Raw genomic sequence first — 24,973 nt, 5'->3', positions numbered from 1 at the left:
CTTGTCTCTCATTCACTCACGGCGCCGAACGCGCCCGAAAATTCTCCGGAAGTCGCCACATAGGCGGCGACGGGAATCAGATCCGTGGCGGATTTGATCTTGCCGGCAGTCATCACCTCCCGCAGAGGCTCCGCCATTGCGTAGTCGTAACGAAGGACGAACTGTCGGGCCACCGCATCGGCGTGCTGGGGGAAGGCATGCACGAACCCTCTCAGCGTTTCGAGGATATAGGTACGAAGCGCCTCATCTCCGGCACCCGCTTGAATTGCCAGCGCCTCTACCACGCTCTCGGTGGCGCCCGGATCGTTCTGGCCGGAGAGGTAGTCCGCCACAAGCCTGTCCACGCCTCCCGCCCCGTCCAGCTCGATCAGCGCCACGGCGAGCGGGCCGAGATAGCGGCCGCCGTCTTTCTTCGCGCGTTCCAGCCCCGCGATCACGGACTCCTGCGCCGCCGCATCTCCGCTTCGGCCAAGCAGGAGGATCCGGATCGGAACGAACGGGATCTGGTCTATCTGCCAGAGCTCCTGCAGGATCGGGGCCGCTGCGGGCGCCATGTCCAACTGTTGAAAGATGTCATAGGGCGCGCGATCGAGTTCGCGCAGCGCGAGGCCGCGAATGGCCTGGTCTTCGCTCTCCAGACGGTCGGCAAAGAACTGGTAGCGGGCCAGATCGTCGCCCATGATCCAGTCCTCCTTCCGGGCCATCACCTCCTCCAGCAACGCACGATACCCGGAGTCTACATAGGCCAGCCGCATGAACGGCCCATAGCCACCGCCGTCGCGGGCAAAGAGAACGGCATCCTCCGGATTGGCCGCGAGCCGTCGCCGTGTGGAACTGTCGACAAGCGTCGGAAGATCGGCCTGCTCCAGGGTGCCTTCCAGCGCCTCGACGGCCTCGAATCGAAAGGGATCGCCGGCAGCTGGCCGCGCCAGGACGACGTTTTCCGTCATCATCAGCCGGTCGATCACCGTCATCTCGGGCAAATATGTATGGAAGCTGCAGGCATGGACCGAGCTGGAATACCCGATTGCCAGTGCCACGAGAGCTGCAATGCCCCTTTTCACGCGCGTTTCCTTGTCCAGTTCAGTTCAGGTCAGTTCCGAACAGTCATGCCATCGGCAAGCGACATCCGATAGGCCCGAATGGCAGGGAACAACCCCACCAGCCCGCCGGCCAGCACGATCACGCCGATCCAGCTTGCCTCGAACCGGCCTGGCGCCGTGAGCGGCAGGTAGAGCCCGAAGGCCGCGTCCACCCACGGGCGCGCAACCACCAGCCCCAGATAGAGCAGGACCAGCCCGAGCAATGCCCCTGCTAGGGCGATGAGCAAAGCCTCCAGCATCAGCATACCGAGGATCACTCGCGGGCGCGCGCCAACGGAACGAAAGATCGCCATCTCCCGCCGCCGCTCGTTCAGCCCGGCAAAGATCATCGCCGCCATGCCCAGAAGTGCTGTCGTAACTACCATGGCGGAGACACCGACCAGCGCGGATTCGGCCACGCCGACGATCTGCCAGAGCTCCTGCAGCGCGACGCCGGGCAGAATCGCCAGCAGCGGCTCGGCCCCGAACTCGTTGATGTCGCGTTGCAAGCGGAACACCTGCATCCGCGATTTCACGCCCAGCATCGCCGCGGTGATGCTGTCCGGCGCAAGATCCAAGGCCCGCACCGCATCGGCGGAGAGTGGATTGGCCGATTTCGAGCCGTCTTTCCAATCAAGGTGGATCGCGCTTATCGCTTCGAGGCTGACGATGACCGTGCGATCTACCGGGGTGCCGGTTTTCTGCAGGATGCCCGCGACGCGAAACGGCTTGTCGTCATGCTCGGTGAAGGAAGCCAACCCGTGAGAGACCACGATGGGATCGCCGATCCGGTAGCCCAGATCCCGGGCGACATCCGCGCCGATCACGGTATCGAACAGGTCCTCCAGCCCGGCGCCTTCGGCAAACCCGAGCGAACGGCCGCCGCGATACCGGTAGCGGGCGAAATACTCCGCGCTGGTGCCCATCACCCGGAAGCCGCGATGCGAATCCCCCAGCGAGATCGGCACGATCCAGTCCACCTCCGGGCGCGCGGCGATCTGCTGGTAACTGTCCCAGCCGATATTGTTGGTCGCATTGCCGATACGAAAGACCGAGTAGAGCAGCAATTGCACCCCGCCCGTACGCGCGCCCACGATCAGGTCCGTGCCCGAGATCGTGTCGGCAAAGCTGGTGCGCGCGCCTGTTCGGACCTTTTCTACTCCGAGGAACAGCGCCACGGAGAGCGCGATGGCAAAGACCGTCAGCCCGACGGTGAAACGCCGGCTGAACAGAGAGCGGATGGCGAGACGGAGGAGGATCATGTGGCTTCCCTCCGCACGTCGGCAATGTCGAGAATGTCGAGGCGCCGGTCGAAACGCTCTGCCAGGCGAATATCGTGGCTGACCAGAAGCAGCGTCGCGCCCATCTGCTGCACCTGTTCAAAGAGCAGGTCGAGGAAAGCCGCCTGAGCATTGGCGTCGAGCGCCGAGGTTGGTTCGTCAGCAATGATCAACTGTGGCTGTCCGATCAGCGCACGGGCCACCGCGACGCGTTGCTGCTGACCAGTGCTGAGCGCGGCCGCCTGTGTGCGTTCGACCAGCGCCGCCGGCAGCCCTAGCGCCTTGGCCAGACGCAGTGCCTCGCCGCGCCCGTCGGGGCAACGCCGCCGCCGTTCCGGGGCAAAGCGCAGGGGCAACAGGATGTTGTCGAGCGCCGTCGTATAAGGCAGCAGGTTGAACATCTGGAAGATCACGCCGATCTGCTCGGCGCGAAACCGGTCTCGCGCGGCGCCTTTCATGGGCACGATGTCCTGTCCTGCGATCTCGATACGGCCTTCCTCAGGCTGGTTGATCCCGCAGATGAGGCTGAGAAGAGTCGATTTCCCGGAGCCGCTCTCGCCCAGCAGGAAAACGGTCTGACCCGCGGGCACGGCCAGTTCGGCAATCGACATCCCGAAACGCGGCGCGCCGCTCCAGGCGAATTTCACGCCCGACATCAAGATGGCGTTTGTTGCCTCCGTTTCGCTCGCTGCCATATCCGAAATCAGATCCGCCCTTCCAGCTTCAGCACCGGTGCGTCTCGTGTCAGTTCGGCACTGAAACTACCCTTGTCCGAGATCGCTTGAACCTCAAGCGCCTCCGCACGCTCGAAGGCCTTGAAGTAATTCAGGGAGATGGTTTTCAGCCGTTCAATGTGATCGCAACTCAGCACGAATTCGGCGTGAAATTCCGAATGCCCGCCTGCTTCGGCCGAGTCGGCAAGCTCGGTCTTATCGTCGTCGTCCCTTTCCTGGGCATCGTCCTGAGTCTTTTTACCGTGCAATTCCGCTTCCGCGGCAACGAAACCGCATCCGGCCGCCGCGTCCAGAACGAACAGGTCCTCGGGGTTGGAAAGAAGGTTCAACGCCACCGCAACGGCGGCCTTTTCCTCGATTTCCCGCGCCGGATACTCGAATCCCACGATATCGGCGCCGGGCGCACGTAATTCCATGAGGATATTTTCGCCTTCGACCGCGATATCCAGCGCGCCCCTGCCATGCACATGGGCGTCATGCTGGTGCATGTCCTGGGCGAGCGCAGCCCCGGCCGCCGAGAGAGCGAAAGCGGTAAGAACGGTAACTTTCATCGGCGCCTCAAAATGAAATGTTATCTCGTAACCCTTATGCAGGGCGCGTCATGCCCGGTCAACCATCACGAAGGGAAAACGGCCGGCCATTCAGGCCGACCGTTTTCGATTAGTTGAAACACGCTCAGAAAGGCAACGGCGCGCCGTTGATCAGGACCTGCCCGTTTGCGTCGATCGTGATCTCGGAGAGGAGTTCATCTGGCTCCGAACCGGGCTTGGCCAGCATGCCCGACATCATCCGGACCATCATCACCTGATCCTGCGGCACGAGCCCCATCTGGGTCAGCTTGTCGAGCAGGCCGTTGCCACCGAGCAGGCGCAGGTTCGCCGTGCCTTCGGGACGCGGCACGCCGTCAAAGGTCTGAAGGTCCGTGTTGTCGAGCTTGAAGGCGCCGTTGCCGGTCAACTCGGCACCGCCGATGGCCAGCTTCAGCTCCTTCACTTCCACCGTCTCGACTTCGCCGGGCGCCTGCGCGTCGTCGAGCGCCATCATGGCCTCTTCGTCGAAGATATCCATCATCCAACGGCCGGTTCCGGCCACTTCAAGGATAAGGCTGGCCGGATCGCGCGGCAGGACCGCGGCCGGATCGATCATCGACCAGATCTCCTCGCCCACCTGCAGGCCTTCGATGGCCGTGCGGAACGCGAAAGGCGACACGGCATCGCTGACCAACAGCGGGAAGGCAAAGGAGGTCGACAGAACATCGGCCTTGGCCGTCACTTGCGGCAGCGGAATCTCGGAGCCGGACAGTTTCAGATCCAGACCCTCGTAGCCGATTTCGTAGCTGATACCGTCGGCATTCATGGTGATGCCGACACCACCGCCCGTGAGCGAGCCCGTCGCCAGCATGCTGCTGCCATCTTCCTCGAAGGCCATGTCGAAGCTGACCGGACCGTATTTGCCGCCACCCTCTACCGCGAAGCCCTCGTTGAGCATTCTGGCCATGTCATCGGGGTCCATATCCGCGAAGCCCGTAGCAAAGGAACTCGTGGTCAACCCATCGACACTCGCCGTGAAAACCATCTTTCCAGAGCCTTCCGGATCGGCGACATCCACGTTGATGCCGACGCCGGCAGCCTCGAACGCGGATTCGACGGGCGTTCCCGCGCCGGATCCGACGGAATAGGCACCGGACGTGTCCGTGAGCGCCACTTCCAGAACCATCGGGAAAGCCGCATCGTCGATCTTCATGTCGGCGATTTTCACCATCAACGAGGGTGCGTCATAGGAAAAAGCGGTGGCGCCGTCGGCGTCGGAGGCCGTCATCGCAAGTCCAGACTGCTCGATCACGACCGAAACGTCGATTTCCTCGCCCGTGTCTGGATCGATGCCGCTCGCGGTGACCGGGATGGTCTCGGACATGGTGACCATGACCGATCCGTCGCCTTGCTCGGCGAAAACGAGTTCCTCCACCCCCATGGAGATGCTGGTGCCTTCCATGTCGGTAGACATGGCGACACCGCGGACGGTGAGCGTGCCGCCCATCATCTCCTCGCCGTCATTGGTGAGTTCCTGACCGTAGCTTTGTGCAGCGTCCTGCCAGCTCTGCCAGGCCTGCTGCGCGGTGAGGCTCCATCCCACACAAGGAATCGTAATCAATGCTGCGGCCGATACACCGCCGAGAATCCACGGTTTCATAATGAAACACCCTTCCTTTGGAAAACCCTGCTCAAGTGTCGGACAGAGGGCGAACACGGTCAAGGGAATAGGCCGAAAGCTCTTTCTTTGTAATGATAAAATTGGCATGGGTAACGGAAGCGCGAGCAATTTGGTGAGGGAAAACATGACCGACATGACCGGCAAGGTGGTGCTGATAACCGGCGCGAGCCGGGGCATAGGAGCGGCCGCCGCCCGGGTTTTCGCCCGCGCCGGCGCGAAAGTGGCGTTGGTGTCGCGCAGCCGGGACGAACTGGCCACGCTGGCGGGCGAAATCGGAGAGGCGGCGCTGGCAATTCCCTGCGAGATAAGTCGCTACTGGGAGGTTGAAGCGGCAGTACAGGCCACTGCAAGCACATTCGGCCGCCTGGACGTGCTGATCAACAATGCCGGCGTGATCGATCCGATCATTCATTTGGCAGAGGCGGATCCGGAAAGCTGGGGCCAGGCGATCGACGTGAACCTGAAGGGCGTCTTTCACGGTATGCGGGCAGTCTTGCCCGTCATGCTATCGCAAGGCGGCGGCACCGTGATCACGATCAGTTCCGGTGCCGCGCACGGGCCGGTCGAGGCCTGGAGCAGCTATTGCGCCTCCAAGGCGGGCGCGGCGATGCTGACCCGCTCGCTCGACAAGGAATACGCCCAGGCGGGCATCCGCGCGATGGGGCTGAGCCCTGGCACCGTGGCCACCGAGATGCAGCGCGTGATAAAGTCCAGCGGAATCAACCCGGTGAGCAAGCTGGAGTGGAGCGATCACATTCCGCCCGAATGGCCGGCCGAGGCACTACTGTGGATGTGCGGCGTCGATGCCGACGAGTTCATCGGACAGGAGATTTCGCTGCGCGACGAATCGATCCGTCGCCGCGTGGGAGTCATCGAATGATCGACGTTATCCGCGAGTCGCAGGGCGAGGCTCAGGTCTGGACCCTGCGGATCAACCGCCCCGACAAGGCCAATTCGCTCACCCGCGACATGCTGCGCGCCGTAGAGACCGCCACTGCCGAGGCCGAGCAGGCCGGCGTTGCCGCGCTGGTTCTGACCGGCGAGGGCAAGGTGTTCTCCGCCGGGGCCGACCTTGAGGAAGCGCGCGCCGGGCTGGCAACGGACGGCATCTGGGAGCGGGTGTCCTCGCGCATCGCCGGGATGCCGTGCCTGACCATCGCGGCACTGAACGGCACGCTTGCCGGCGGCGCCTTCGGCATGGCGCTGGCCTGTGATCTGCGCGTAGCCGTACCGCAGGCCAGGTTTTTCTATCCCGTGATGAAACTCGGCTTCCTGCCGCAACCCTCCGATCCGGGCCGCCTCGCCGCGTTGATCGGTCCGGCCCGCGCACGGATGATCCTGATGGCCAGCCAGAAGATCGACGCCGCGACCGCCTATGAATGGGGCCTCGTGGACCGGGTCGTCGAGAAGGAGGCGCTTGGCGAGACGCTACATGCGCTCAGCGAAGCCGTCTGCGCCGCGCCGCCCGAGATTCGCAAGGGGATCAAGGCGATGATTCCCGGCTGACGTTAGCGGCGGCGGCGCGGGCCCGGGGTTCTGGCATAGAATTCCGGCGGCCGACGGCTGATCCAGCGAATGAATTTCTCGATCTGGGGATGCGCCCGCAAAGCCTCGATGCTGCTGTAGCTGCGCGCCAGTTCGGTCTCGGAGAGTGTGGCGTGGATCTCGTTGTGGCAGATCTGGTGCAGAAGCACCGTCGGCCCGCCCTTTCCGCCGCGCAGTTTCGGCACGAGGTGGTGCAGGCTTTGACGCACATCCGCCGGGATGGGCCGGCCACAGAGCGGGCAGACGGGATCGCCCGCCTCATGCGTCATGGCTGCGCTCCAGCCATTCCGCCGCCCCTCGCCCGGCCCATAGCCCGGTCGACAGGCACGCCGTCAGCAGGTAGCCGCCCGTGGGCGCCTCCCAGGACAGCATCTCGCCGGCACAGAACACACCCGGTCGCAGCTTCAGCATCAGCCGGTCATCCAGCGCGTCTCGGCGCACGCCACCGGCCACCGATATCGCCTCATCCATCGGTCTCGGCCCGTCATGGGCAAGCGGCAACCCCTTGATCCGTTGCGCCAACGCCACGCCATCGGGAAGCGGACCACCGAATTCCCGCAACAGCGCGACTTTCGCCGCATCGAGATGCAGGCTCTTGCGCAAATGATTGCTGATGGAGGCCTTGCCGCGCGGGCGGGACAGCCGTTCCTGAACCTTCTCTTCGCTCCAGTCCGGCAGCAGGTCGATCAGGATCGGGCGCTCTTCGCGCGCCGGACGGCTGACCGCATAGATGCCGCTCCCTTCGAGACCATGGCGGGAAATTACGAATTCGCCGCGATAACGGGCCTCGCCGACCACCAAGGCCACGCCTTTTACCGGCGCGCCGAAATACCGTTCCATATGCGGCGACCAGTCGACGCAAAGCCCGACATTTGACGGGGCAAAGACATCGAGCCCGATCCCTGCCCCCCGCAACCTCCCGGCCCAGGCACCGTCGGAGCCCAACCGTGCCCAGCTCGCCCCGCCCAGGGCGAGAACCGTCGCTGCAGCGTCGACCGTTTTCGCCCCATCGGGCGTGTCAAAGCAGCAGGCGTCTCCCTCCCAGCCGGTCCACCGCCAGCGCACGCGAAGCTCTACGCCCTTCTCTCCCAGCCGTTTCAGCCAGGATCGCAGCAGCGGAGACGCCTTCATTTCCCTCGGGAAGACACGGCCCGCCGATCCGGTAAAAACCTCGCTGCCGAGTTGTTCCGCCCAATCCTTCACATCTTGCGGGCCGAACTCCGCGAGCATCGGCGCCAACCACTCCGCCGCCTCGGCGTAAGCTTCGAGGAATCGCTCGGCAGGCTCATCCTTGGTCAGGTTCAGCCCGGACTTGCCCGCCATCAACAACTTGCGCCCCGCCGAGGGCTTGGCATCGGCCACGATCACGGAGTGGCCGGCATCCGCCAACACCTCGGCCGCCATCAGCCCCGCCGGACCGGCCCCGATTATCAACGCATCCACTTGTTCGTTCACCGCAAGGCCCAGCCTCTTGCTTTTATTCCGATGCATTGCTTCTACGCGAGCCCCGGCCGGCTTTCCACCGAACCGCCTCAAATACGGAGAAGGCGGCGAGGAGATCCCCGCCGCCCTGGCAAGGTTTCCCCCTGCCTGCTGCTCCCGCGATTATCGTGCCTGTATTCGCGGTCTCAACGGATCCGATAGCCTTCGCTGTTCAGACAGCCCTGGAACCATCCGGTCCGGTCCGGTCCGCGGCCCGGCATGTCGATGGAACGTTCGCAACGCCCCGGAAGGCTGGACACGCGCACACCGTTCCTTTCCAGGCAATCCTTCATCATGTAGCTGCGCTGGCCGCTATTGGTGTTGAACTGCCGGGAACATTGGCTGGGAAGGGTGTTGTTCCGCTTCACCTCGACCCGCTGGGGCGGTTGCACGGTCACGACCGGCGCGCGTTGGTATTGGACAACCGGGGCGCGGGCCTTGCGGTCCTTCCCATCGTCGTCATTCAACGCGGCAGCCGCCACGATGGCCAGAAGGCTCGCCCCGAACAGAACGGCGGCGAGGTCTTCGCGGTCCCCCGCCACGGCCTGTCCGGGAACGAAGCTCGTGGCTGCGAGGGCCATGGAAAGGGTCACGGCGGTCAGTGTCTTGCGCATTTTCTGTCTCCTGTCATTCGTCGCCTTGACCAGCGACGCTGCTCGCCCCGGTCTTGCTGCAAACACCCTCGCCCCGAGCGCCGAAATCACGCAATAACGGCGGGGTGTTATCGAATAACGAGCGCTTAGAGGCCTGTCGTTATTGAACTTTGCGGGGATTTTGCCCACTGTGACCGCATGATGACCAGAACCCGGATATCGGCCTGCACCGCCGTTCTCATGCTGCTTGCCCTGCCCGCCCAGGCGGCTTGCTACGCCGACTACAAGGCAAAGCAAGACAACCCCTTGCGGCTGCATTACGGCACCATCCGCATCGACGGGGATGCCTGCAATCCCGGCGCCGCCGCGGCGCAGATCAGACAGCGCATTGCGCGCGACGGCTGGACCCTTCTGAACGTGCTGGGCGTCTTTGACGAATCCGGCCTGGCCGAGAGGAAAGCGAGTGCCGGACAGTTCCACCTCCGTTATTGAGGCGCGCCGCGCCGGCATGCGTGCCGTCATGTTCGGCGTTGCCGGCATCGTCGGCATTCTTGCGCTAGCCGCCGTGCTGCTCTTTGCCAACCTGCCGGACGCGGATGCGTTCAACGCCCGGGTCGAACGGATTTTCGTCGAGAATAACGACCTGACCTCAGAGGCCGAGATTCGGCTTCTGGAGATCCTGGCCGCGAGCGGCACCTCCTTCTCGGACGTGCTGCAGAGCTACCGGCAGATCATCTTCGTGCTGCTGGTTTTTGCCGCTGCACTACTGGTTGCGGCGCTCTCCCTGCTGGTGGCGATCGTCATTCTCAACCGCCGCATGGGTCAGATCGAACGGCAGGGAATCCAGGTCACGGACCTGATCATCAGTCGTCAGGAACGGCTGGTGTTGATCAACAACATGGAATTCAAGCTGACCGAAGCCGCCATCGAGACGCTGGCCGCCCTAGCCGAGGCGCGCATGGACGAGGAATTCCTGACCGGGGCCGAACTGGAAGCCGTGATCCAGGGGCGGCGCCCGGAGGATTGCGAGGAAGCTGCCGGGGCCACGCGCATCAAGCGGCTACGGGATTCCCTTGGAAACCAGATGGTCAGCGAGTTGCTGGTGCGAAACATCGCCCGCAAAGGCTATGTGCTGGCCATCAACAAGGACGTGATACGGATGGTGTGACGGCCCGCCGGCGTCTGCCCAAAGATAAAGGGCCCAGGAATGTGACCTGGACCCTTTTTTGTCTTGATCGCGACGACGCCATTTCGACGCCGCGCAATGCCGATCAGTTCGTGCCCGAAGTACCGGACGGGCCCGTACCGGAAGTACCGTCACCGCGGCAGCCGCAAACGTCCGTCCTGCAACCGAAGCGGCCCCTTCGGAACGGCTTATCGGCGACATGCTCGACCTCGACGACATTCACCTGGAATTCTCTCCCGAGCTAGTGTCCATGGTGCTCGATCCGGGCACGGGCCTCGACGCGCGTATTGCGAACATGCGCAACCACGTCGCGTCGCAGTTCGGACTTGTCCTTCCCGAAGTGCGACTCACCGACAATGCCGCCCTCGAACAGGGCACCTACGTCCTGCGCATCCAGGGCGTGGAACAGGCGCGCGACCGGCTTCAGCCCGGAAGGGTGCTCGCGCTCGTCTCCGACCCCTCGCTTCCCTACCCTCCGGGCGAGAACGTCTCAGAGCCTGTCTACGGAGCGCCCGCACGCTGGATTCCGGAGGATCAACGCGAGGAACTCGCCCTCGACGGCACGACGATCGTTACGCCTTCGGAAGTGCTGGCGACACATCTGCTCGAAGTCATCAAGCGGAACTTCCCCCGCCTGATGACCCTGAAGGCCCTCCGGCGCCTATTGAATGAACTGACCAATCTTTCCGACAAGGGGCGCGCCGAGGCCAACCGGAAGCTGATCGACGAGCTCGTGCCCGACAAGGTGCCGATCGACATGCTGCTGGCCGTCCTGCGCCTGCTGCTCGAAGAACAGGTCTCCATTCGCAACATGCCGCTCATCCTGGAGGCGATTGCCGAGGCGCGCGGCAGCTTCAACACGCCCGAAGCCATCTGCGAATATGTCCGCCAGCGGCTTGGGTTCCAGATCGTTTCGGGGCTACGCCGCGAAGACGGAACCGTGCCGCTGCTCCAGCTGGCACCGGAATGGGAGGACCGTTTTTCCTCCTACCAGATCGATGGCCCAGGCGGCATGAAGGAAGTCGCGCTTCCGCCGGAAGATTTCGGCCGGCTGGCCGCAGGCGTCTCCGAGAAGCTGTCGCAAGCTGCCGAGAGAGGAATTTTCCCGGCAATCGTCACCTCGACTCGCCGGCGGCGTTTCCTGACTAGCGTTCTGGCCGCCAAGGGCGTGCATTCGCCCGTCCTTTCCTTCGAAGAAATCGGCATGGATGCACGCCCCTCGATGATCGGGGTCGTCCCGGCATGATCGAATTGCCACCCGAACTGCTGCAGGCAAGTCAGGGCCTTCTGCTGCAGGGAGTGGTGGCCTTCCTGCGCGTCGCCGGTGTCGTTGCCTTCCTGCCGGCTTTCGGCGAGAAACTGGTGCCGCAGCGCGTCAAGCTCGCCGTCGCGCTGGCATTCACCTCGATTGTCCTTCCTGCGGTTCCACTCACAGATGCCCCCGACACGGGCACAGAACTGCTGTCCCTGATAGGCGCCGAGACCCTGATCGGTGTCGTTCTCGGGCTGACGCTGCGGATGATGGTCGTGGTTTTGCAGATGGCCGCGTCCATGATCGCACAGTCGACCTCGCTCGCACAGATTTTCTCCGGGTCCGCGACCGAGCCGATGCCCGCCATCGGTCATGTGCTGGTCATGGGCGGGCTGGCGCTCGCCGTGATGGCGGATCTCCATGTGCTCGCGGCAAGGGCAATCATGGAGAGCTACAGCATCTTTCCCGTCGGCAGCCTGATGGATTCCACCGAGCTGACCGAATTCGGCATCGCCCATATCTCCTATTGCTTCCGGCTGGCCTTCTGCCTCGCCGCCCCCTTCGTGTTGGCAGCGTTCATCTACAACCTGGCGCTCGGCGCGATTAACCGTGCCATGCCGCAACTCATGGTCGTACTGGTTGGCGCGCCGGCGATCACCGGTGTCGGAATGGCCATGCTGGCCCTGCTGTCGCCTTTCCTTCTTCGGATCTGGCTCGACGCTTTCCAGGTCGTTCTGGCCAATCCATTCGGGATGCGCTGATGGCCGAGGAAGAGCAGGACAAGCAACACGAGCCAAGCCAGAAGAAACTGGACGATGCGCGCAAGAAAGGCGACGTGCCGCGATCACAGGACCTGACCGGCGCCATCGCTTACGCCACGATCCTGATTGCCATCGTTGCGCTCGGCCCCTCGATCGCAACCCGTTTCGGCGATCTCGGAACATCGATACTTTCCAGCCTCGAAAACAGCGCGGCCACGCGCGCGCATTTCGGTGTACCGCTTGAACGCGGCGCCTTGGGCAGCTCGCTGCTGCAAGGTCTCCTGCCCCTGATGCTACCGCCCGGACTGATCGTGATCGCCAGCCTGCTGGCACAACGCACGCTGGTCTTTGCCCCCAGCAAGCTGGCGCCAAAACTGTCCCGAATATCTCCTCTATCGAACGCCAAGAACAAGTATGGCCGCTCTGGCCTGTTCGAATTCGCCAAGAGTTTCCTGAAGCTCGTGATCGTGTCGGGCGTGCTGTTTCTCTTCCTGTCGGCACGCATGGACAGCATTGCCGCGACGATGTCGTCGACACCCGGCGGCGTCGCGCAATTGATGGGCGAGCTTGCCGTCGATTTCCTGACCATCGTCGTTCTGGTATTCGGGACCTTCGGCGCCATCGACCTGCTATGGCAGCACGCCGAACACCGGCGGCGCAACATGATGTCCCACAAGGAACTCAAGGACGAAGCGAAGGAGTCCGAAGGCGACCCCTTCATGAAAATGGCCCGGCGCAGGAGGGCACAGGAAATCGCGATGGGTTCCATGCTGGCCGATGTGCCCGATGCGAGTGTCGTCGTGGTTAACCCCGAGCATTATGCCGTGGCGCTCAAATGGGATCCGTCCTTCAGCGGCCCACCCATCTGCGTTGCCAAGGGGGTGGATGAAATCGCCGCCCGGATCCGAGAAAAGGCGATGGAATCGGGTGTTCCCATACATCGGGACCCGCCAACCGCCCGCGCGATCCACGCGACGACGGAAATCGGTCAGGAGATCCATCCCGACCAGTACCGCGCCGTTGCGGCAGCCATTCGTTTTGCCGAGAAGATGCGCGGTCTCGCCCGTCAGAGAGTGCTGGATTGATCACGTCATGAAAAACCGCCTTCGAGACCTCAAACGCCTGAAATCCGTCACCGAGGCCGCATGGCTCGCAGCCAGCCAGTCGCTTCGGGAAAAGGCCGGGGAGGAGCGCGCGGCAACCGCGCGCCTTAACAAGCTGGCGCGGGACAGGGAAACCGCCCTGAAGCAGATCGCGCCCGGCGACGCTCTCGATGTCGCGCAGGTGCTCTCGACAACGCGCTGGCTTCGCTGGGTCGATGGGGAGCGGGCGCGCCAGAACATGACCGTTGCCCGCCTGCGAGCGGAATTGGCGCGCGAACAGGAAGCGGCTCGGCGTACCTTTGCCAAGGATAACGCACTGTCGAAACTGCTGGTACAAGCGGATGCCGAAAGGAAACGTCGTTAGTCCGCCCCGGAAGACGGATGAACCGGCCGTTTTGAGTTTCGCTTCCGAGAAGAAGCCGCGCTCATCTGCGGGTTAGGATTGCCCCGAGCCGTGCAAACGCGCCCTCCGGTCCTTCGGGCGACAGCTCCGCAAGAAAGCTGTCGAGTTGCGGATAGACCTGGATCGCCGCGTCGACCTCAGGGTCACTGCCGGATGTATAGAGACCGGCCTGGATCATAACCTCGGCGCGGTCATAGGCCCCAAGGCGCTGACGGGCCAGACGGATCAGGGCATTCTCGGCCTCGCTCGCCGCTCCCGGCAGGCTGCGCGAAACGGAACGCAAAAGGTCCACCGCCGGAAAGCGACCGCGTTCCGCGATCTGACGGTCTAGGATGACATGCCCGTCGAGAACGCCGCGCAGAATATCCGCCACCGGCTCGTCCATGTCCGACCCTGCGACGAGCACGGTGAAAACTGCCGTGATTTCTCCGCCATGGCGGACGTCTCCGGGTCCGGCGCGCTCGGCCAGGGTCATGATCTGGTGCGCCGTGGACGGAGGGAACCCACGCAGGGAGGAGGACTCACCCGCCGCGAGAGCGACCTCGCGATGCGCCTCGGCAAAGCGTGTGACGGAATCAGCCAGAAAGAGCACATGCTTGCCCTGGTCCCGGAAATGCTCCGCGATGCTCATCGCCGTCCACATGGCGCGACGACGGGCCAGCGGGGGCTGATCGGAGGTCGCTGTCACCACGACGGATTTCTTCATGCCCGCCGGCCCGAGATTGGACTCGACGAATTCCCGAACTTCCCGCCCGCGTTCGCCGACGAGCGCCACCACGGCGACGTCGCAATCGACCTGGCGGGTCAGGTTCCCCAGAAGGGTCGACTTTCCGACGCCGGAGCCGGAAAAGATCCCGATTCTCTGCCCGCGAACCAGCGGCAGCATTGTATCGAACACGGCAAGACCGGTTGGAAGGCGTTCCCCGAGCGGCCGCCTGCGCGTTGCAACCGGCGGCGACGCCCGCAAAGGCCTCTCGGTGGCGCCCCGCCCCAGGCTCCGGCCATCCAGCGAATTTCCGTAAGGGTCAACGATGCGGCCGACCCAGTGATCGGACGGAGCGATCACGGGCGCCCCCTTTAGAACGGCGGGATCCCCGATTCGGATGCCTTCCCCGGAGCCATCGGGCAAAACGGCGACTCCGTCCCGCGAAATATTGATCACCTCGCCCCGCAACACCCCGTGCCGCGTCTCCAGCCGGACGTGATCGCCCAGTGCCGCGTCCTCTTGCAGGCCACCAATGGTCAGGATGCCGTGGCCGGCGGCGACAACGCGCCCTACGGGCCGCACGGGTGTCATTGAGCGGATTTCGCAAGCAAGCGTTTCGAGGCTTCTGCCGTTCATCATGTGTTCCCCTTTTGGACGCACACTGTTTCTAAAGGAATCGGGGTTAAGCCTTGATTGAAAGCCGAGGGAGAACCCCCGATGACAACAAAAATCGAACTACTGAACATGGCGCAGCAACTGGCCCAACTTGCCGCTGCGCGCCAGTCGGTCGTGGCCGCGAACATCGCGAATGTCGACACGCCGGGCTACCGGCAGCAAGACATTCCGAGTTTTGCTGACAGCTATACCGCGTTCGGTGACGAAGGCTCCATGCGCGCGACGCGCCCGGGCCATATCGGTCACAACGGCCAGGAAGCGGCGGCAAGGGCCAGGATCGTGGAATCCGGTGTCGTCGCGCCGAACGGAAATTCCGTCTCGCTCGAAGACGAAATCCTGAAATCCGCAGAAATCCAGCAACAACACGATATGGCGATCTCGATCTACCGCAGTGGTCTGGGAGTGATCCGCGCCAGCATCGGGCGTCGGTAGGAGGTTTCGCGATGAGTGACCTGCTCAACACCATGGCCGTGTCCGCCAGCGGCCTGAAAGCGCAGTCTACGCGGCTGCGCCATATCTCCGAGAACATCTCCAGTGCCGACACACAGGGATTCCGCCGGAAAATGGTGCCTTTCGAAAGCGAGCTGGATCGAAGCCGCGACATGGAGCTGGTGACAACCGGACATGTGCAGCTCGACCAGCGGCCGCTGGAGCAGGTCTACGACCCGTCTCATCCCATGGCGGACGACAGCGGGCATTACGACGGATCCAATGTGAATCTCGTCGTCGAAATCGCAGACGCCCGACAGGCGCAACGAAGTTACGAGGCGAACCTCAAGATGTTCGACCAGGCGAGGAAAATGACCTCGAGCCTATTCGAGCTGCGTAGAAAGTAAGGAGTAACCAGAATGGTAATCCAGGCGACACAGGCCCCAAGAGGCTACATTGCGGCAAAGCCCGCGCTCACTCCCACACAGAAACCGGCAAATGCCGGCGAGAGCTTTCAGGCTGCGGCGACGAATTTCGCCGCCGGTCTGCAGGAAACGGAGGCGACTGCGAAAGCGGCGATGGTCGGCAAAGCCGACCCTCACGCCCTCGTCATGGCCCTGACGCAAAGCGAACTGGCCATCGAGACGGCATCAACCCTGCGCGACAAGGTCGTTGAGGCCTATCAGGAAATCATGCGGATGCCGGTCTGAACCATGAATGAAGCCGCGTATTTCGACACGCTGCGAGAGGCGCTCTGGACCGGCGTCACCATCGCCATGCCCATTCTCGGGGTCGCACTCGTGGCGGGACTGGCCGTCGGCTTGTTCCAGGCGCTGACCTCGATCCAGGAGATGACGCTGACCTTCGTACCCAAACTGCTGGCGATCGTGGTCGTGTTCTGGATGTCGATGAATTTCATGACCCAGACACTGGTAAGCTTTTTCACGGCGCGGATCATTCCGCTCATCGCAGGAGTCTGAAGCAATGAGCGCAGGATATGTCACCCTGTCACGGCAATCGGGCCTGCTGAACGAGATGCAGAGCATCGCGAACAACATCGCCAACATGTCGACCACCGGGTTTCGTCGGGAAGGCGTGGTTTTCTCGGAATTCATCAAGTCGGCCGGCAATGCCGATCAGTCCGTTTCCATGGCCGCCGCCCGGGCGCGCAATCTTGACCTGAGCCAGGGGCGCCTGGAGCCAACCGGTGGAACATTTGATGTGGCGATAGAAGGCGACGGTTTTTTCCTCGTCGAGACGCCGGAAGGGCAACGGCTGACACGGGCGGGCAGCTTTTTTCCCGGAGACATGGGGGACCTGATGACGCCGGATGGCTTTCTTGTCCTCGACGAGGGTGCCGCCCCGATCTTCGTGCCGCCGGATGCCGGTAGTGTCAGCATCGCGACAGACGGCACGATCAGCGCAAATGGCCGGCCACTGGGACGTATTGGCGTGGTCGCCCCCGCAGACCCCGCAAGCCTGAAACGGGAAGGCGACACGCTATTCTCATTGGCCGGGGACTTCGAACCAGTTGATTCCCCAAGGGTTCTGCAGGGATTCGTCGAGGGTTCCAACGTGAACCCGGTGATCGAAATGGCGCGGATGATCGAAGTCCAGCGCAGCTACGAGCTTGGTCAATCTTTTTCCGACCGCGAAAGTAAACGGCTGTCGAGCCTGATCGACACGCTCTCAAGATAATTGGAGGCACTGATGCAGTCGCTCAAGATCGCCGCTACCGGCATGGCCGCGCAACAGATGCGGGTCGATGTCATTTCCAACAACCTCGCGAATATGAGCACAACGGCTTATAATGCGCGTCGCGCCGAATTCGCGGATCTTCATTACCAACAGCTCACGCGCCCCGGCACGATCAATGCCTCCGACGGCACGATAGTCCCGACCGGCGTTCAGATCGGCCTTGGGGTCCGGCCTTCCGCCGTGACGGTCGACCACCAGCAGGGATCCCTTTCCGCCACCAATGGCGAATTGGATATCGCGATCGACGGTGAGGGATACCTCGAGGTGACCCTTCCTTCGGGCGCATCGGCCTATACACGGGACGGTGCACTCAAACTTTCCGCCGATGGCTTGGTGGTGACTTCGGACGGCTACGCGATCGCGCCGGAGATCACGGTGCCGGACGACACCCGGTCGATCTCCATCAATCCGGACGGTGAGATCTATGCCTATTTCGACGGCGAGGTGGATGCCGAGTTGCTGGGCCAGTTCACCCTCGCGGATTTCTCCAACCAGAAGGGGCTCGAAGCGATTGGCGGCAATCTCTTCCTGGAGACCGAGGCCTCCGGCCCGCCTCTCGTTGCAACGCCCGGCGAGGACGGGCTCGGCACCGTGCGCCAGGGATACCTCGAAGACAGTTCTGTCGACTCGGTGCGCGAAATCACCGACCTGATCCAGGCCCAGCGGGGCTACGAACTCAACGCCAAGGTCATCTCCGCTGTCGACCAGATGCTCGGCGCAACGACGCAGATCCGATGAAAACGATCCCGCTCGCTCTCCCGCTCATTATCGCCCTTGCCGGACAGGCTGCGGCCGAATCGCTGGTTGCAACACACACGATCCGATCGCGGTCGATCATTTCCGCCCAGGACGTTCAGCTTGTCGAAGACACGTTGCCCGGCGCGATGTCGGACGTGGAGACCGCCGTCGGAATGGAAGCGCGGGTGGTCCTCTATGCCGGGCGGGCCATCAGACCAGAAGATCTCTCGCCGCCCGCCTTGATCGAGCGCAACCAGATCGTTCCCCTGGTCTTCAACCATAACGGTCTCGCGATCACGACCGACGGCCGTTCGTTGGCACGTGCCGCGCTTGGCGATCGCGTCCGTGCCATGAACCTGCAGTCCCGCACGACCGTTTTAGGAACAGTGGATGCCCACGGCCGTGTGCTCGTGGGACCGACCGAAATGCAATTCTCTCGAATGGAGTGACCATGATGAGAAACGTCGCGATCCTGATCGCCGCCAGCCTTGCCCTCATGTCCTGCGCCCGTGTTGCCGATGTCGGCAAACGCCCGGATTTTTCCGAGACTGCCGGAACGTATGAACACCGGGCGATGTCGGTGATTCCGCTGCCCGAGACCCTGACGACAGAACGACCCACCGAGACCGCATCGCTCTGGAGCAAGGACAGGCAGTCCCTGCTCGGGGACCGGCGGGCCGGCCAGATGGGCGACATCATGACTGTCGTCATCGAAATCAATGACAAGGCGGAGATCTCGAACTCGACCGCACGTTCGCGCAGCTCAGGCGAAGACATGGCAGTTTCGAATCTCATGGGGCTCGACACCCGTTTCTCGAAAAAGTTCCTTGAAGGTGCTTCGCTCGATCCAGCTGTGGATCTGTCATCCTCCAGTTCCTCCGAAGGCGACGGATCGGTGAAGCGCAAGGAAAAACTGACACTTCGGGTGGCGGCAACCGTCGTCGAGGTTCTCCAGAACGGGGTCCTGAAAATCCAGGGCAGCCAGGAGGTTCGCGTGAATTTCGAGCTTCGGGAACTGCTCGTGACCGGCTATGTGCGCCCCGAAGACATCACCCGGCAGAACGAGATCACCTATGACAAGATCGCCGGCGCCCGGATCTCCTATGGCGGACGGGGTCAGATCACGGATGTGCAGCAGCCGCGCTATGGCCAGCAGGTCGCGGATATCATCCTGCCATTCTGAGGAGTGTCGTCATGCGTCTCATCCTGCCACTCCTGCTTGCCCTGTTCGGCGCTGCCACGGGTGTCGGGGCCGGGCTCTATCTGAAACCCGCCCCGGTTCCGGGCAGCGAGTCGGAAAACGCGGCAGCAGCGGGAGACGCCCACGCCGCGCAACCTTTAAGCGCCGATTCTACCGAGTCCGATGGCCATGGTGACACGAAGGATGGGGGGCATGATACGGTCTCCGGAGACACGGAGTTCACGAAACTGAACAACCAGTTCATCGTGCCCGTGTTGAAGGATGGCCGCGTGGTATCGATGGTCGTGCTCTCGCTCAGCCTCGAGACAACGCTCGGCTACCGCGAAAAGATCTTTGCCCTGGAGCCGCGTCTTCGCGACACGTTCCTGCAGGTCCTGTTCGATCATGCGAACATGGGCGGGTTCGACGGCATAATTACCAGCGGTGGCAACATGGACATCCTGCGTCGCGAGCTGAAACTGGCAGGCCGAAAGCTCGTCGGGCATGACATCCTGAACGTCCTGATCACCGATATTGCCCGTCAGGACCTGTGAGCCCTTGAGCGCTTTGGTGACCCAAAAGACATATCGCGACAGATTGCCGTGCTTTTCAGCGGCGATCTGCAGTGTGAGCGCTTTTACAAGGCAAGAATTGGCGCTAACACTCCGCCATGAGCACTGATGATCCCACCTCTTCCGCCGGCATCGCAGCCACGACCCCAACCGAAGCGCGCAGACCGCTGACTTTGCGGGACGTCTCAGAAGCGTCCGGGGTAAGCGAAATGACCGTCAGCCGTGTTCTCAGGAACCGTGGCGACGTCAGCGCGGCGACACGCGAGCGCGTTCTCGCCGCAGCGAAGAAACTTGGATACGTACCGAACAAGATCGCGGGCGCGCTCGCCTCGAGCCGCGTCAACCTTGTGGCGGTCATCCTGCCTTCGCTCTCCAACATGGTCTTTCCCGAGGTTATCGACGGCATCTCGAATGTCCTGGAAGATACCGAACTTCAGCCTGTTCTCGGCGTTACCCATTACCGCCCCGAGCAGGAGGAAAAGGTCCTCTATGAAATGCTGAGTTGGCGGCCGTCCGGCGTGATCATCGCCGGGCTCGAACGCTCGGAAGCCTCCAAGGCCATGCTCCGGAATGCCGGGATCCCGGTGGTCGAGATCATGGATGTCGACGGAGAGCCCATTGATTCGGTGGTCGGCATTTCCCACCGGCGGGCCGGGCGCGTCATGGCGCAAGCGATCATCGAGGCCGGCTACAAGCGGATAGGCTTCCTCGGCACGAAGATGCCGCTGGACCACCGGGCAAAGAAGCGCCTGGACGGCTTTGTCGATGCGCTCGAAGCGGCCGGAATGAAGCTGGCCGACGAAGAATATTACGAAGGCGGCTCAGGCTTCGGCAAGGGTCGGGAAATGACCAAGGCCATTCTCGAACGCAGCCCGGACCTGGATTTCCTGTATTACTCCAATGACCTGATCGGTGCGGGCGGCATGCTCTACTGCATGGAGAACGGGATCGACATTCCCGGACGGGTCGGCATGGCCGGTTTCAACAATATTGAGCTTCTCGACGGGCTTCCCCGGCAACTGGCTACGATGGATTCCTGCCGGCGCGAGATCGGCGAGGCCGCGGCGCGGATTATTGCCGAGCGCGCAGGCTCCCCCGCCCTCGCCGGTGGCGAGCATGTCGTCCTGATGCCGAAAGTGACGATGGGAGACACTCTCCAGCGTCAATGACCGCAGCCATGGACATGTGGCCTGCTATGACGTTAAAGCCCGGCTGCAACCACTCGGCATGGTCGGACATAGAAGAGCGAGGCGGAAATGGTCGATGTATCGGTAGTGATCCCGATGAAGAACGAGGAGGTGAATGTGGGCCCTCTTCTGGAAGGGATCGCGGAAGCCTGCTCGGACGTCTCCTCGGAAATCATTGTCATCGACGACGGATCGGATGACGCAACCGCCGCCGAGGCACTGCGCATGAACACGGTTCTCGGCAATGTCCGACTGCTGTCGCACCCGAATTCGGCTGGGCAAAGCGCGGCGGTTCACAGCGGCGTTCTGGCCGCGAAAGGCCGTGTCATCTGCACCCTGGACGGCGACGGGCAGAACCCGCCTTCGGAGCTTCCAAAGTTGTTTCAACCGCTGCTTGCCGACGAGACCGGCAAGCTTGGACTCGTGGCCGGCCAGCGCGTCGCCCGCCAGGACACGCTTTCCAAACGCTGGGGGTCGAAATTCGCCAATGGCCTGCGCGCCTGGATCCTCAAGGATGGGACCCGCGATACCGGCTGCGGGCTCAAGGGCTTCCGCCGGGACGCGTTTCTCGCCCTGCCCTATTTCGATCACATGCATCGCTACCTGCCCGCGCTCTTCAAGCGCGACAACTGGGAGATCCTGCTGGTCGATGTGAGCCACCGCGAACGTCAGGCCGGAAGCTCCAACTACACCAATTTCCGGCGTGCCCTCGTCGGTATCCCGGACCTGCTGGCCGTCTCTTGGCTCATTCGACGCCGCAAGAAGGCCCAGCCGCAGGAACGTTTCGACGCCGGACAGGAAGGTATCTGACATAATGGAACAGGTCTTCCGCATTCTGGCCGTCTCGAACTGGACCGAGTTCCTCTGGGTCATGATCGGCCTCGGCGGCCAGTTGCTCTTTACCGCCCGCTTCCTCGTGCAGTGGATCGCCTCGGAACGCGCGCGCCGGTCGGTTGTTCCACTCGCCTTCTGGTACCTGTCCATTGGTGGCGGCTTCATCCTGTTCGCCTATGCGGTCTACCGCAAGGACCCGGTCTTCATCCTCGGTCAATCCATGGGCGTCTTCATCTATTGTCGGAACCTCTGGCTGATCCATGCCGAACGCCGCAAAATCGCCCGCTGAAACGCGCGGTTGGTTCGCTCCCGCCCTTCTGGTCGCGCTGGCGGTCACCACATTCCGCATTGCCTTGCTTGCGGCAAACCGCACCGATCTGTTCGTTGATGAAGCGCAATACTGGCTCTGGGGGCAGGAGCTGGCCTTCGGCTACTATTCCAAGCCACCGCTGATCGGCTGGGCCATACGGGCGGCCACGGAGATCGGCGGGTCGGATGCGAGCTTCTGGGTGCGCATCCCGGGTCCGCTGCTGCATTGCGTAACGGGGCTGCTGCTGGCGGCAATCGCCGCACCCCGTTTCGGCAAGCAAGCCGCGATCTGGGTCTGCGCGACCTATGTTACTTTGCCGATGGTCGCAATCGGAAGCCTGATGATCTCGACCGACACGGTCATGGTACCGTTCCTCGTGCTGTCCCTGCTGGCCTGGATGCGCGGGCTGGACGTCGGCGGCTCGCATCGTTGGGCAATCCTGGCCGGTCTTTCGCTCGGCATCGGCTTTCTCGGCAAGTACGCGGCGGTCTATTTCATCATCTGCGCTGGCCTCTCCGCCGCCCTGCTCTGGCAGGCCCGACCGGGATGGAAACCGGCAGCCTCTGGTTTCGCCGCTTTCCTGCTGGCGATATCGCCCAATATCCTGTGGAACCTCGCCAACGGGTTGAGCACGGTCGAGCACACGTTGGACAATGCCGACTGGGTACGGAACCCGGGCGACAATGCCACGCTGAATTTCGTCGGACTGGCCGAATTCCTCGGCTCGCAATTCGCGGTTTTCGGTCCGATCCTGTTTGCCTGCCTTCTCTATCTCGCAGCCCGCCCCCGGCGCATCTCGGCGGAACAGAAATTCCTGCTGCTGTTTTCGCTGCCTATCCTTGCCATCGTCTCCGTTCAGGCGCTTCTCAGCCAGGCCTATGCCAACTGGGCGGCGACTGCCTATATCGCTGGAACGCTTCTGGTCGTCCCGTGGCTGCTCACCAATCGCCCGGGATTGCTGAAAGTGAGCATGGGCATTCACCTCCTGCTGGCAGTCCTCCTGCCGGTCCTGACGGTGTTCGGAACCGGTCTGCGCCTCGGCGCCGACGGCGAACTGCTGCTGGCCCGGTATCTGGGGCGCAGCGACATGAGCCAAAGTATTCTCGAAGCGGCGAAAACAAGGGGGGTGCGCGCCATCGTCGCGGATGACCGCGATGTGCTGGCCGATCTGTTCTATTTCAACAAGGACGGCCCGATTGCGGTCTATGCCCGCCCGGTTTCAGGACGTGCCCCCAATCACTATGTTCTCAAACATTCCATGCCTTCGGATCTTACGGAACCGGTCCTGTTTGTCAGCAAACAAAAGAACGCTCCCAATGAATGCACGGAATCTGTCTCGCTGGGCCGGATCGCTCCGCAAAACGGTGCCTATGCCCATCGTTCGCAGAAACTGTTCCTGGTCGACGCGCAATGCCTGGTCGCGCGTCCGGGCAATTAAGACGTTCCGAGCCCGCTTTGTCACAGGCGAAACCCGGACAAGTCGGCAATACTCCGAGCACCGCGCCCCCCGTCGCATTGACAGCGCGGACGCGATGCACCATTCGCTTTGCACCATTCAGGAACCTGCGGAGACAAATTCATGAAGATTGCAATGATCGGGACCGGTTATGTGGGTCTGGTCTCTGGGGTGTGTTTCTCGGATTTCGGGCATGAGGTTGTCTGCGTGGACAAGAACCCGGCCAAGATCGAGATGCTGGTTCGCGGCGAGGTGCCGATCTACGAGCCGGGGCTCGACTCGCTGATGGAACGCAACGTGGCCGCCGGCCGGCTGTCCTTCACCGAGGATCTGGCCACGGCTGTCGATAGTGCCGATGCCGTGTTCATCGCCGTCGGCACACCGACGCGGCGCGGCGATGGCCATGCGGACCTGACCTATGTCTATGCAGCCGCGGAGGAGGTCGCCAATTGCCTCACCGGCTACGCCGTCATCGTCACGAAATCCACCGTCCCCGTTGGCACCAATCGCGAGGTCGAGCGGATCGTGCGCGAAACGCGCCCCGATCTCGATTTCGACGTCGCCTCCAACCCCGAGTTCCTGCGTGAAGGCGCGGCGATCGACGATTTCATGCGGCCGGACCGCGTTGTTGTCGGGATCAACGGGGAGCGTGCCAAGGAGACGATGGGCGAGATCTATCGCCCGCTCTTCCTGCGCGATTTCCCGATCGTCTACACCGACCTGGAATCGGCAGAGATGATCAAATACGCCGCCAATGCCTTCCTTGCGACCAAGATCACCTTTATCAACGAGATCGCGGCACTCTGCGAACGCGTCGGCGCCGATGTGAAGGCCGTTTCCAAGGGGATGGGGCTCGACGGGCGGATCGGCAACAAGTTCCTGCATGCCGGCCCCGGTTATGGCGGCTCCTGCTTTCCGAAGGACACCAGCGCGCTCGCGCGGATCGGGCAGGACCATTCGGTTCCGCAGGAGATCACCGAGACCGTCATCCGCGTGAACGAGGCGGTGAAGCGGCGCATGATCGACAAGCTGCGCGACCTCTGCGGCGACAGCTTCAACGGCAAGACCATCGCGGTTCTGGGCGTCACCTTCAAGCCGAACACCGACGACATGCGCGAGTCTCCCTCGCTGACGATCGTCCCGGCCATGGTCGGCGGCGGCGCCAAGGTCCGCGTGGTAGACCCGCAAGGCCGTCGCGAAGGCGAGGCGCTTCTGCCGGGCGTCGAGTGGCTGGAAGATGCCTACGAGGCCGCCGAGGACGCCGATCTCCTGGTGATCCTGACGGAGTGGAACGAGTTCCGCGCGCTCGATCTCGAACGCGTCGCCGGCAGCATGGCAACGCCGCGCATGGCAGACCTGCGCAATATCTACACCGAGGCCGACGCCAAGGCCGCCGGCTTCGAAAAGTTTGTCGCCGTCGGCCGGTAAACGGTACGTTCATCGAAAAGAGAAAAGCCCGGTTCCGCACCGGGCTTTTATTTGCACGCCGTCCATTT

The 24,973-nt window shown here is 62.8% G+C and carries 30 protein-coding genes and 1 pseudogene; 22 read left to right on the top strand and 9 right to left on the bottom strand.

The annotated features are described in order from the left end of the window. Window positions 1-8: 8 nt before the first annotated feature. From BLR85_RS03930 to BLR85_RS03910, 5 genes are all read right to left on the bottom strand, one after another. Window positions 9-1,064, bottom strand: coding sequence for a hypothetical protein (locus BLR85_RS03930; RefSeq protein ID WP_139188301.1), 1,056 nt, complete (start codon window positions 1,062-1,064; stop codon window positions 9-11). Window positions 1,065-1,093: 29 nt separating this feature from the next. Continuing rightward, the gene (locus BLR85_RS03925) at window positions 1,094-2,341 is read right to left on the bottom strand and encodes an ABC transporter permease (RefSeq protein WP_093150262.1); all 1,248 of its coding nucleotides are present in this window, start codon (window positions 2,339-2,341) and stop codon (window positions 1,094-1,096) included. Further along, window positions 2,341-3,057, bottom strand: coding sequence for an ABC transporter ATP-binding protein (locus BLR85_RS03920; protein ID WP_093149964.1), 717 nt, complete (start codon window positions 3,055-3,057; stop codon window positions 2,341-2,343). The genes BLR85_RS03925 and BLR85_RS03920 overlap by 1 nt, the downstream gene beginning before the upstream one ends. 8 nt (window positions 3,058-3,065) lie before the next feature. After that, on the bottom strand, window positions 3,066-3,647 hold the full coding sequence (locus BLR85_RS03915) for a DUF2796 domain-containing protein (RefSeq protein ID WP_093149961.1): 582 nt from the start codon (window positions 3,645-3,647) through the stop codon (window positions 3,066-3,068). A 124-nt stretch (window positions 3,648-3,771) separates the two neighbouring features. Continuing rightward, complete coding sequence (locus BLR85_RS03910; protein ID WP_093149957.1) at window positions 3,772-5,286, bottom strand: DUF2125 domain-containing protein; 1,515 nt, start codon at window positions 5,284-5,286, stop codon at window positions 3,772-3,774. Between the two features lie 145 nt (window positions 5,287-5,431). Here BLR85_RS03910 and BLR85_RS03905 point away from each other — a divergent pair, with 145 nt between their 5' ends. Together BLR85_RS03905 and BLR85_RS03900 are read left to right on the top strand one after the other, a co-directional pair. Further along, window positions 5,432-6,187, top strand: coding sequence for an SDR family oxidoreductase (locus BLR85_RS03905; RefSeq protein ID WP_093149953.1), 756 nt, complete (start codon window positions 5,432-5,434; stop codon window positions 6,185-6,187). After that, complete coding sequence (locus tag BLR85_RS03900; protein ID WP_093149949.1) at window positions 6,184-6,813, top strand: enoyl-CoA hydratase/isomerase family protein; 630 nt, start codon at window positions 6,184-6,186, stop codon at window positions 6,811-6,813. The genes BLR85_RS03905 and BLR85_RS03900 overlap by 4 nt, the downstream gene beginning before the upstream one ends. Window positions 6,814-6,815: 2 nt before the next feature. On the opposite strand, the gene BLR85_RS03895 is transcribed toward BLR85_RS03900, so the two are convergent. The 3 genes from BLR85_RS03895 to BLR85_RS03885 all read right to left on the bottom strand — a co-directional run bounded on the left by BLR85_RS03895 (window position 6,816) and on the right by BLR85_RS03885 (window position 8,948). Further along, window positions 6,816-7,121: an HNH endonuclease family protein gene (locus tag BLR85_RS03895; RefSeq protein ID WP_093149946.1), complete on the bottom strand. Its 306-nt coding sequence runs from the start codon at window positions 7,119-7,121 to the stop codon at window positions 6,816-6,818. After that, a complete protein-coding gene (locus tag BLR85_RS03890; protein WP_244520597.1) occupies window positions 7,111-8,307 on the bottom strand; it encodes a TIGR03862 family flavoprotein in 1,197 nt (398 codons plus the stop codon). Before BLR85_RS03890 ends, BLR85_RS03895 begins: the two co-directional genes overlap by 11 nt. A gap of 173 nt (window positions 8,308-8,480) precedes the next feature. Continuing rightward, window positions 8,481-8,948, bottom strand: a complete 468-nt coding sequence (locus tag BLR85_RS03885) for a hypothetical protein (protein ID WP_093149939.1) — start codon at window positions 8,946-8,948, stop codon at window positions 8,481-8,483. A gap of 180 nt (window positions 8,949-9,128) precedes the next feature. Between BLR85_RS03885 and BLR85_RS03880 the strand changes: the two genes are divergently transcribed. From BLR85_RS03880 to BLR85_RS03855, 6 genes and pseudogenes are all read left to right on the top strand, one after another. Then, entirely contained in the window at window positions 9,129-9,419 is a 291-nt protein-coding gene (locus BLR85_RS03880) for a hypothetical protein (RefSeq protein WP_425284463.1), read from the top strand. Between the two features lie 16 nt (window positions 9,420-9,435). Beyond that, a complete protein-coding gene (locus tag BLR85_RS03875; protein WP_425284462.1) occupies window positions 9,436-10,095 on the top strand; it encodes a winged helix-turn-helix domain-containing protein in 660 nt (219 codons plus the stop codon). Between the two features lie 157 nt (window positions 10,096-10,252). Beyond that, window positions 10,253-11,359 (top strand): annotated as a pseudogene (locus BLR85_RS03870) (FHIPEP family type III secretion protein); the annotation flags it as partial. Continuing rightward, window positions 11,356-12,126 carry a flagellar biosynthetic protein FliR gene (locus BLR85_RS03865; RefSeq protein ID WP_093149924.1) on the top strand — a complete coding sequence of 257 codons (771 nt, stop codon included), beginning with the start codon at window positions 11,356-11,358 and terminating at the stop codon, window positions 12,124-12,126. The pseudogene BLR85_RS03870 and the gene BLR85_RS03865, both read left to right, overlap by 4 nt. After that, window positions 12,126-13,211: an EscU/YscU/HrcU family type III secretion system export apparatus switch protein gene (locus BLR85_RS03860; protein ID WP_093149919.1), complete on the top strand. Its 1,086-nt coding sequence runs from the start codon at window positions 12,126-12,128 to the stop codon at window positions 13,209-13,211. The genes BLR85_RS03865 and BLR85_RS03860 overlap by 1 nt, the downstream gene beginning before the upstream one ends. A 7-nt stretch (window positions 13,212-13,218) precedes the next feature. Then, window positions 13,219-13,593 (top strand): hypothetical protein, encoded by a 375-nt coding sequence (locus tag BLR85_RS03855; RefSeq protein WP_093149914.1) that lies wholly within the window; start codon window positions 13,219-13,221, stop codon window positions 13,591-13,593. Between the two features lie 61 nt (window positions 13,594-13,654). Here BLR85_RS03855 and BLR85_RS03850 read toward each other — a convergent pair whose 3' ends face one another. Continuing rightward, window positions 13,655-14,974: a FliI/YscN family ATPase gene (locus tag BLR85_RS03850; protein WP_093150258.1), complete on the bottom strand. Its 1,320-nt coding sequence runs from the start codon at window positions 14,972-14,974 to the stop codon at window positions 13,655-13,657. Between the two features lie 81 nt (window positions 14,975-15,055). Here BLR85_RS03850 and BLR85_RS03845 point away from each other — a divergent pair, with 81 nt between their 5' ends. The 14 genes from BLR85_RS03845 (at window position 15,056) to BLR85_RS03780 (ending at window position 24,905) form a co-directional block, all read left to right on the top strand. Continuing rightward, on the top strand, window positions 15,056-15,445 hold the full coding sequence (locus BLR85_RS03845) for a FlgB family protein (protein ID WP_093149910.1): 390 nt from the start codon (window positions 15,056-15,058) through the stop codon (window positions 15,443-15,445). An 11-nt stretch (window positions 15,446-15,456) separates the two neighbouring features. Then, entirely contained in the window at window positions 15,457-15,849 is a 393-nt protein-coding gene (gene flgC, locus BLR85_RS03840; RefSeq protein WP_093149906.1) for a flagellar basal body rod protein FlgC, read from the top strand. 12 nt (window positions 15,850-15,861) lie between these two features. After that, on the top strand, window positions 15,862-16,152 hold the full coding sequence (gene fliE, locus BLR85_RS03835) for a flagellar hook-basal body complex protein FliE (RefSeq protein ID WP_093149903.1): 291 nt from the start codon (window positions 15,862-15,864) through the stop codon (window positions 16,150-16,152). Window positions 16,153-16,155: 3 nt separating this feature from the next. After that, window positions 16,156-16,422, top strand: coding sequence for a flagellar biosynthetic protein FliQ (locus tag BLR85_RS03830; protein WP_093149898.1), 267 nt, complete (start codon window positions 16,156-16,158; stop codon window positions 16,420-16,422). Between the two features lie 4 nt (window positions 16,423-16,426). Next, complete coding sequence (locus tag BLR85_RS03825) at window positions 16,427-17,140, top strand: flagellar hook-basal body complex protein (RefSeq protein WP_093149894.1); 714 nt, start codon at window positions 16,427-16,429, stop codon at window positions 17,138-17,140. 12 nt (window positions 17,141-17,152) lie between these two features. Beyond that, entirely contained in the window at window positions 17,153-17,938 is a 786-nt protein-coding gene (gene flgG, locus BLR85_RS03820) for a flagellar basal-body rod protein FlgG (protein WP_093149890.1), read from the top strand. Continuing rightward, a complete protein-coding gene (gene flgA, locus BLR85_RS03815; protein WP_093149886.1) occupies window positions 17,935-18,387 on the top strand; it encodes a flagellar basal body P-ring formation chaperone FlgA in 453 nt (150 codons plus the stop codon). Before flgG ends, flgA begins: the two co-directional genes overlap by 4 nt. A gap of 5 nt (window positions 18,388-18,392) precedes the next feature. Continuing rightward, on the top strand, window positions 18,393-19,121 hold the full coding sequence (flgH, locus tag BLR85_RS03810) for a flagellar basal body L-ring protein FlgH (protein WP_093150254.1): 729 nt from the start codon (window positions 18,393-18,395) through the stop codon (window positions 19,119-19,121). 11 nt (window positions 19,122-19,132) lie between these two features. Next, window positions 19,133-19,672, top strand: coding sequence for a flagellar basal body-associated FliL family protein (locus tag BLR85_RS03805; protein WP_093149882.1), 540 nt, complete (start codon window positions 19,133-19,135; stop codon window positions 19,670-19,672). Window positions 19,673-19,788: 116 nt separating this feature from the next. Beyond that, window positions 19,789-20,859, top strand: a complete 1,071-nt coding sequence (locus tag BLR85_RS03800; protein ID WP_093149879.1) for a LacI family DNA-binding transcriptional regulator — start codon at window positions 19,789-19,791, stop codon at window positions 20,857-20,859. Between the two features lie 87 nt (window positions 20,860-20,946). Continuing rightward, window positions 20,947-21,687, top strand: a complete 741-nt coding sequence (locus tag BLR85_RS03795; RefSeq protein WP_093149875.1) for a glycosyltransferase family 2 protein — start codon at window positions 20,947-20,949, stop codon at window positions 21,685-21,687. Between the two features lie 4 nt (window positions 21,688-21,691). Continuing rightward, window positions 21,692-22,000 carry a lipid-A-disaccharide synthase N-terminal domain-containing protein gene (locus BLR85_RS03790; RefSeq protein ID WP_093149871.1) on the top strand — a complete coding sequence of 103 codons (309 nt, stop codon included), beginning with the start codon at window positions 21,692-21,694 and terminating at the stop codon, window positions 21,998-22,000. Then, window positions 21,972-23,459, top strand: a complete 1,488-nt coding sequence (locus BLR85_RS03785) for an ArnT family glycosyltransferase (protein WP_093149868.1) — start codon at window positions 21,972-21,974, stop codon at window positions 23,457-23,459. The genes BLR85_RS03790 and BLR85_RS03785 overlap by 29 nt, the downstream gene beginning before the upstream one ends. Window positions 23,460-23,600: 141 nt before the next feature. After that, window positions 23,601-24,905: a UDP-glucose dehydrogenase family protein gene (locus BLR85_RS03780; RefSeq protein ID WP_093149865.1), complete on the top strand. Its 1,305-nt coding sequence runs from the start codon at window positions 23,601-23,603 to the stop codon at window positions 24,903-24,905. Window positions 24,906-24,973 lie beyond the last annotated feature (68 nt).

Source organism: Aliiruegeria lutimaris, assembly GCF_900099935.1.
Lineage (GTDB): Bacteria > Pseudomonadota > Alphaproteobacteria > Rhodobacterales > Rhodobacteraceae > Tropicimonas > Tropicimonas lutimaris.
Note: the sequence above shows the minus strand (reverse complement) of the source record. Positions and strands in the feature narration are given on the sequence as shown.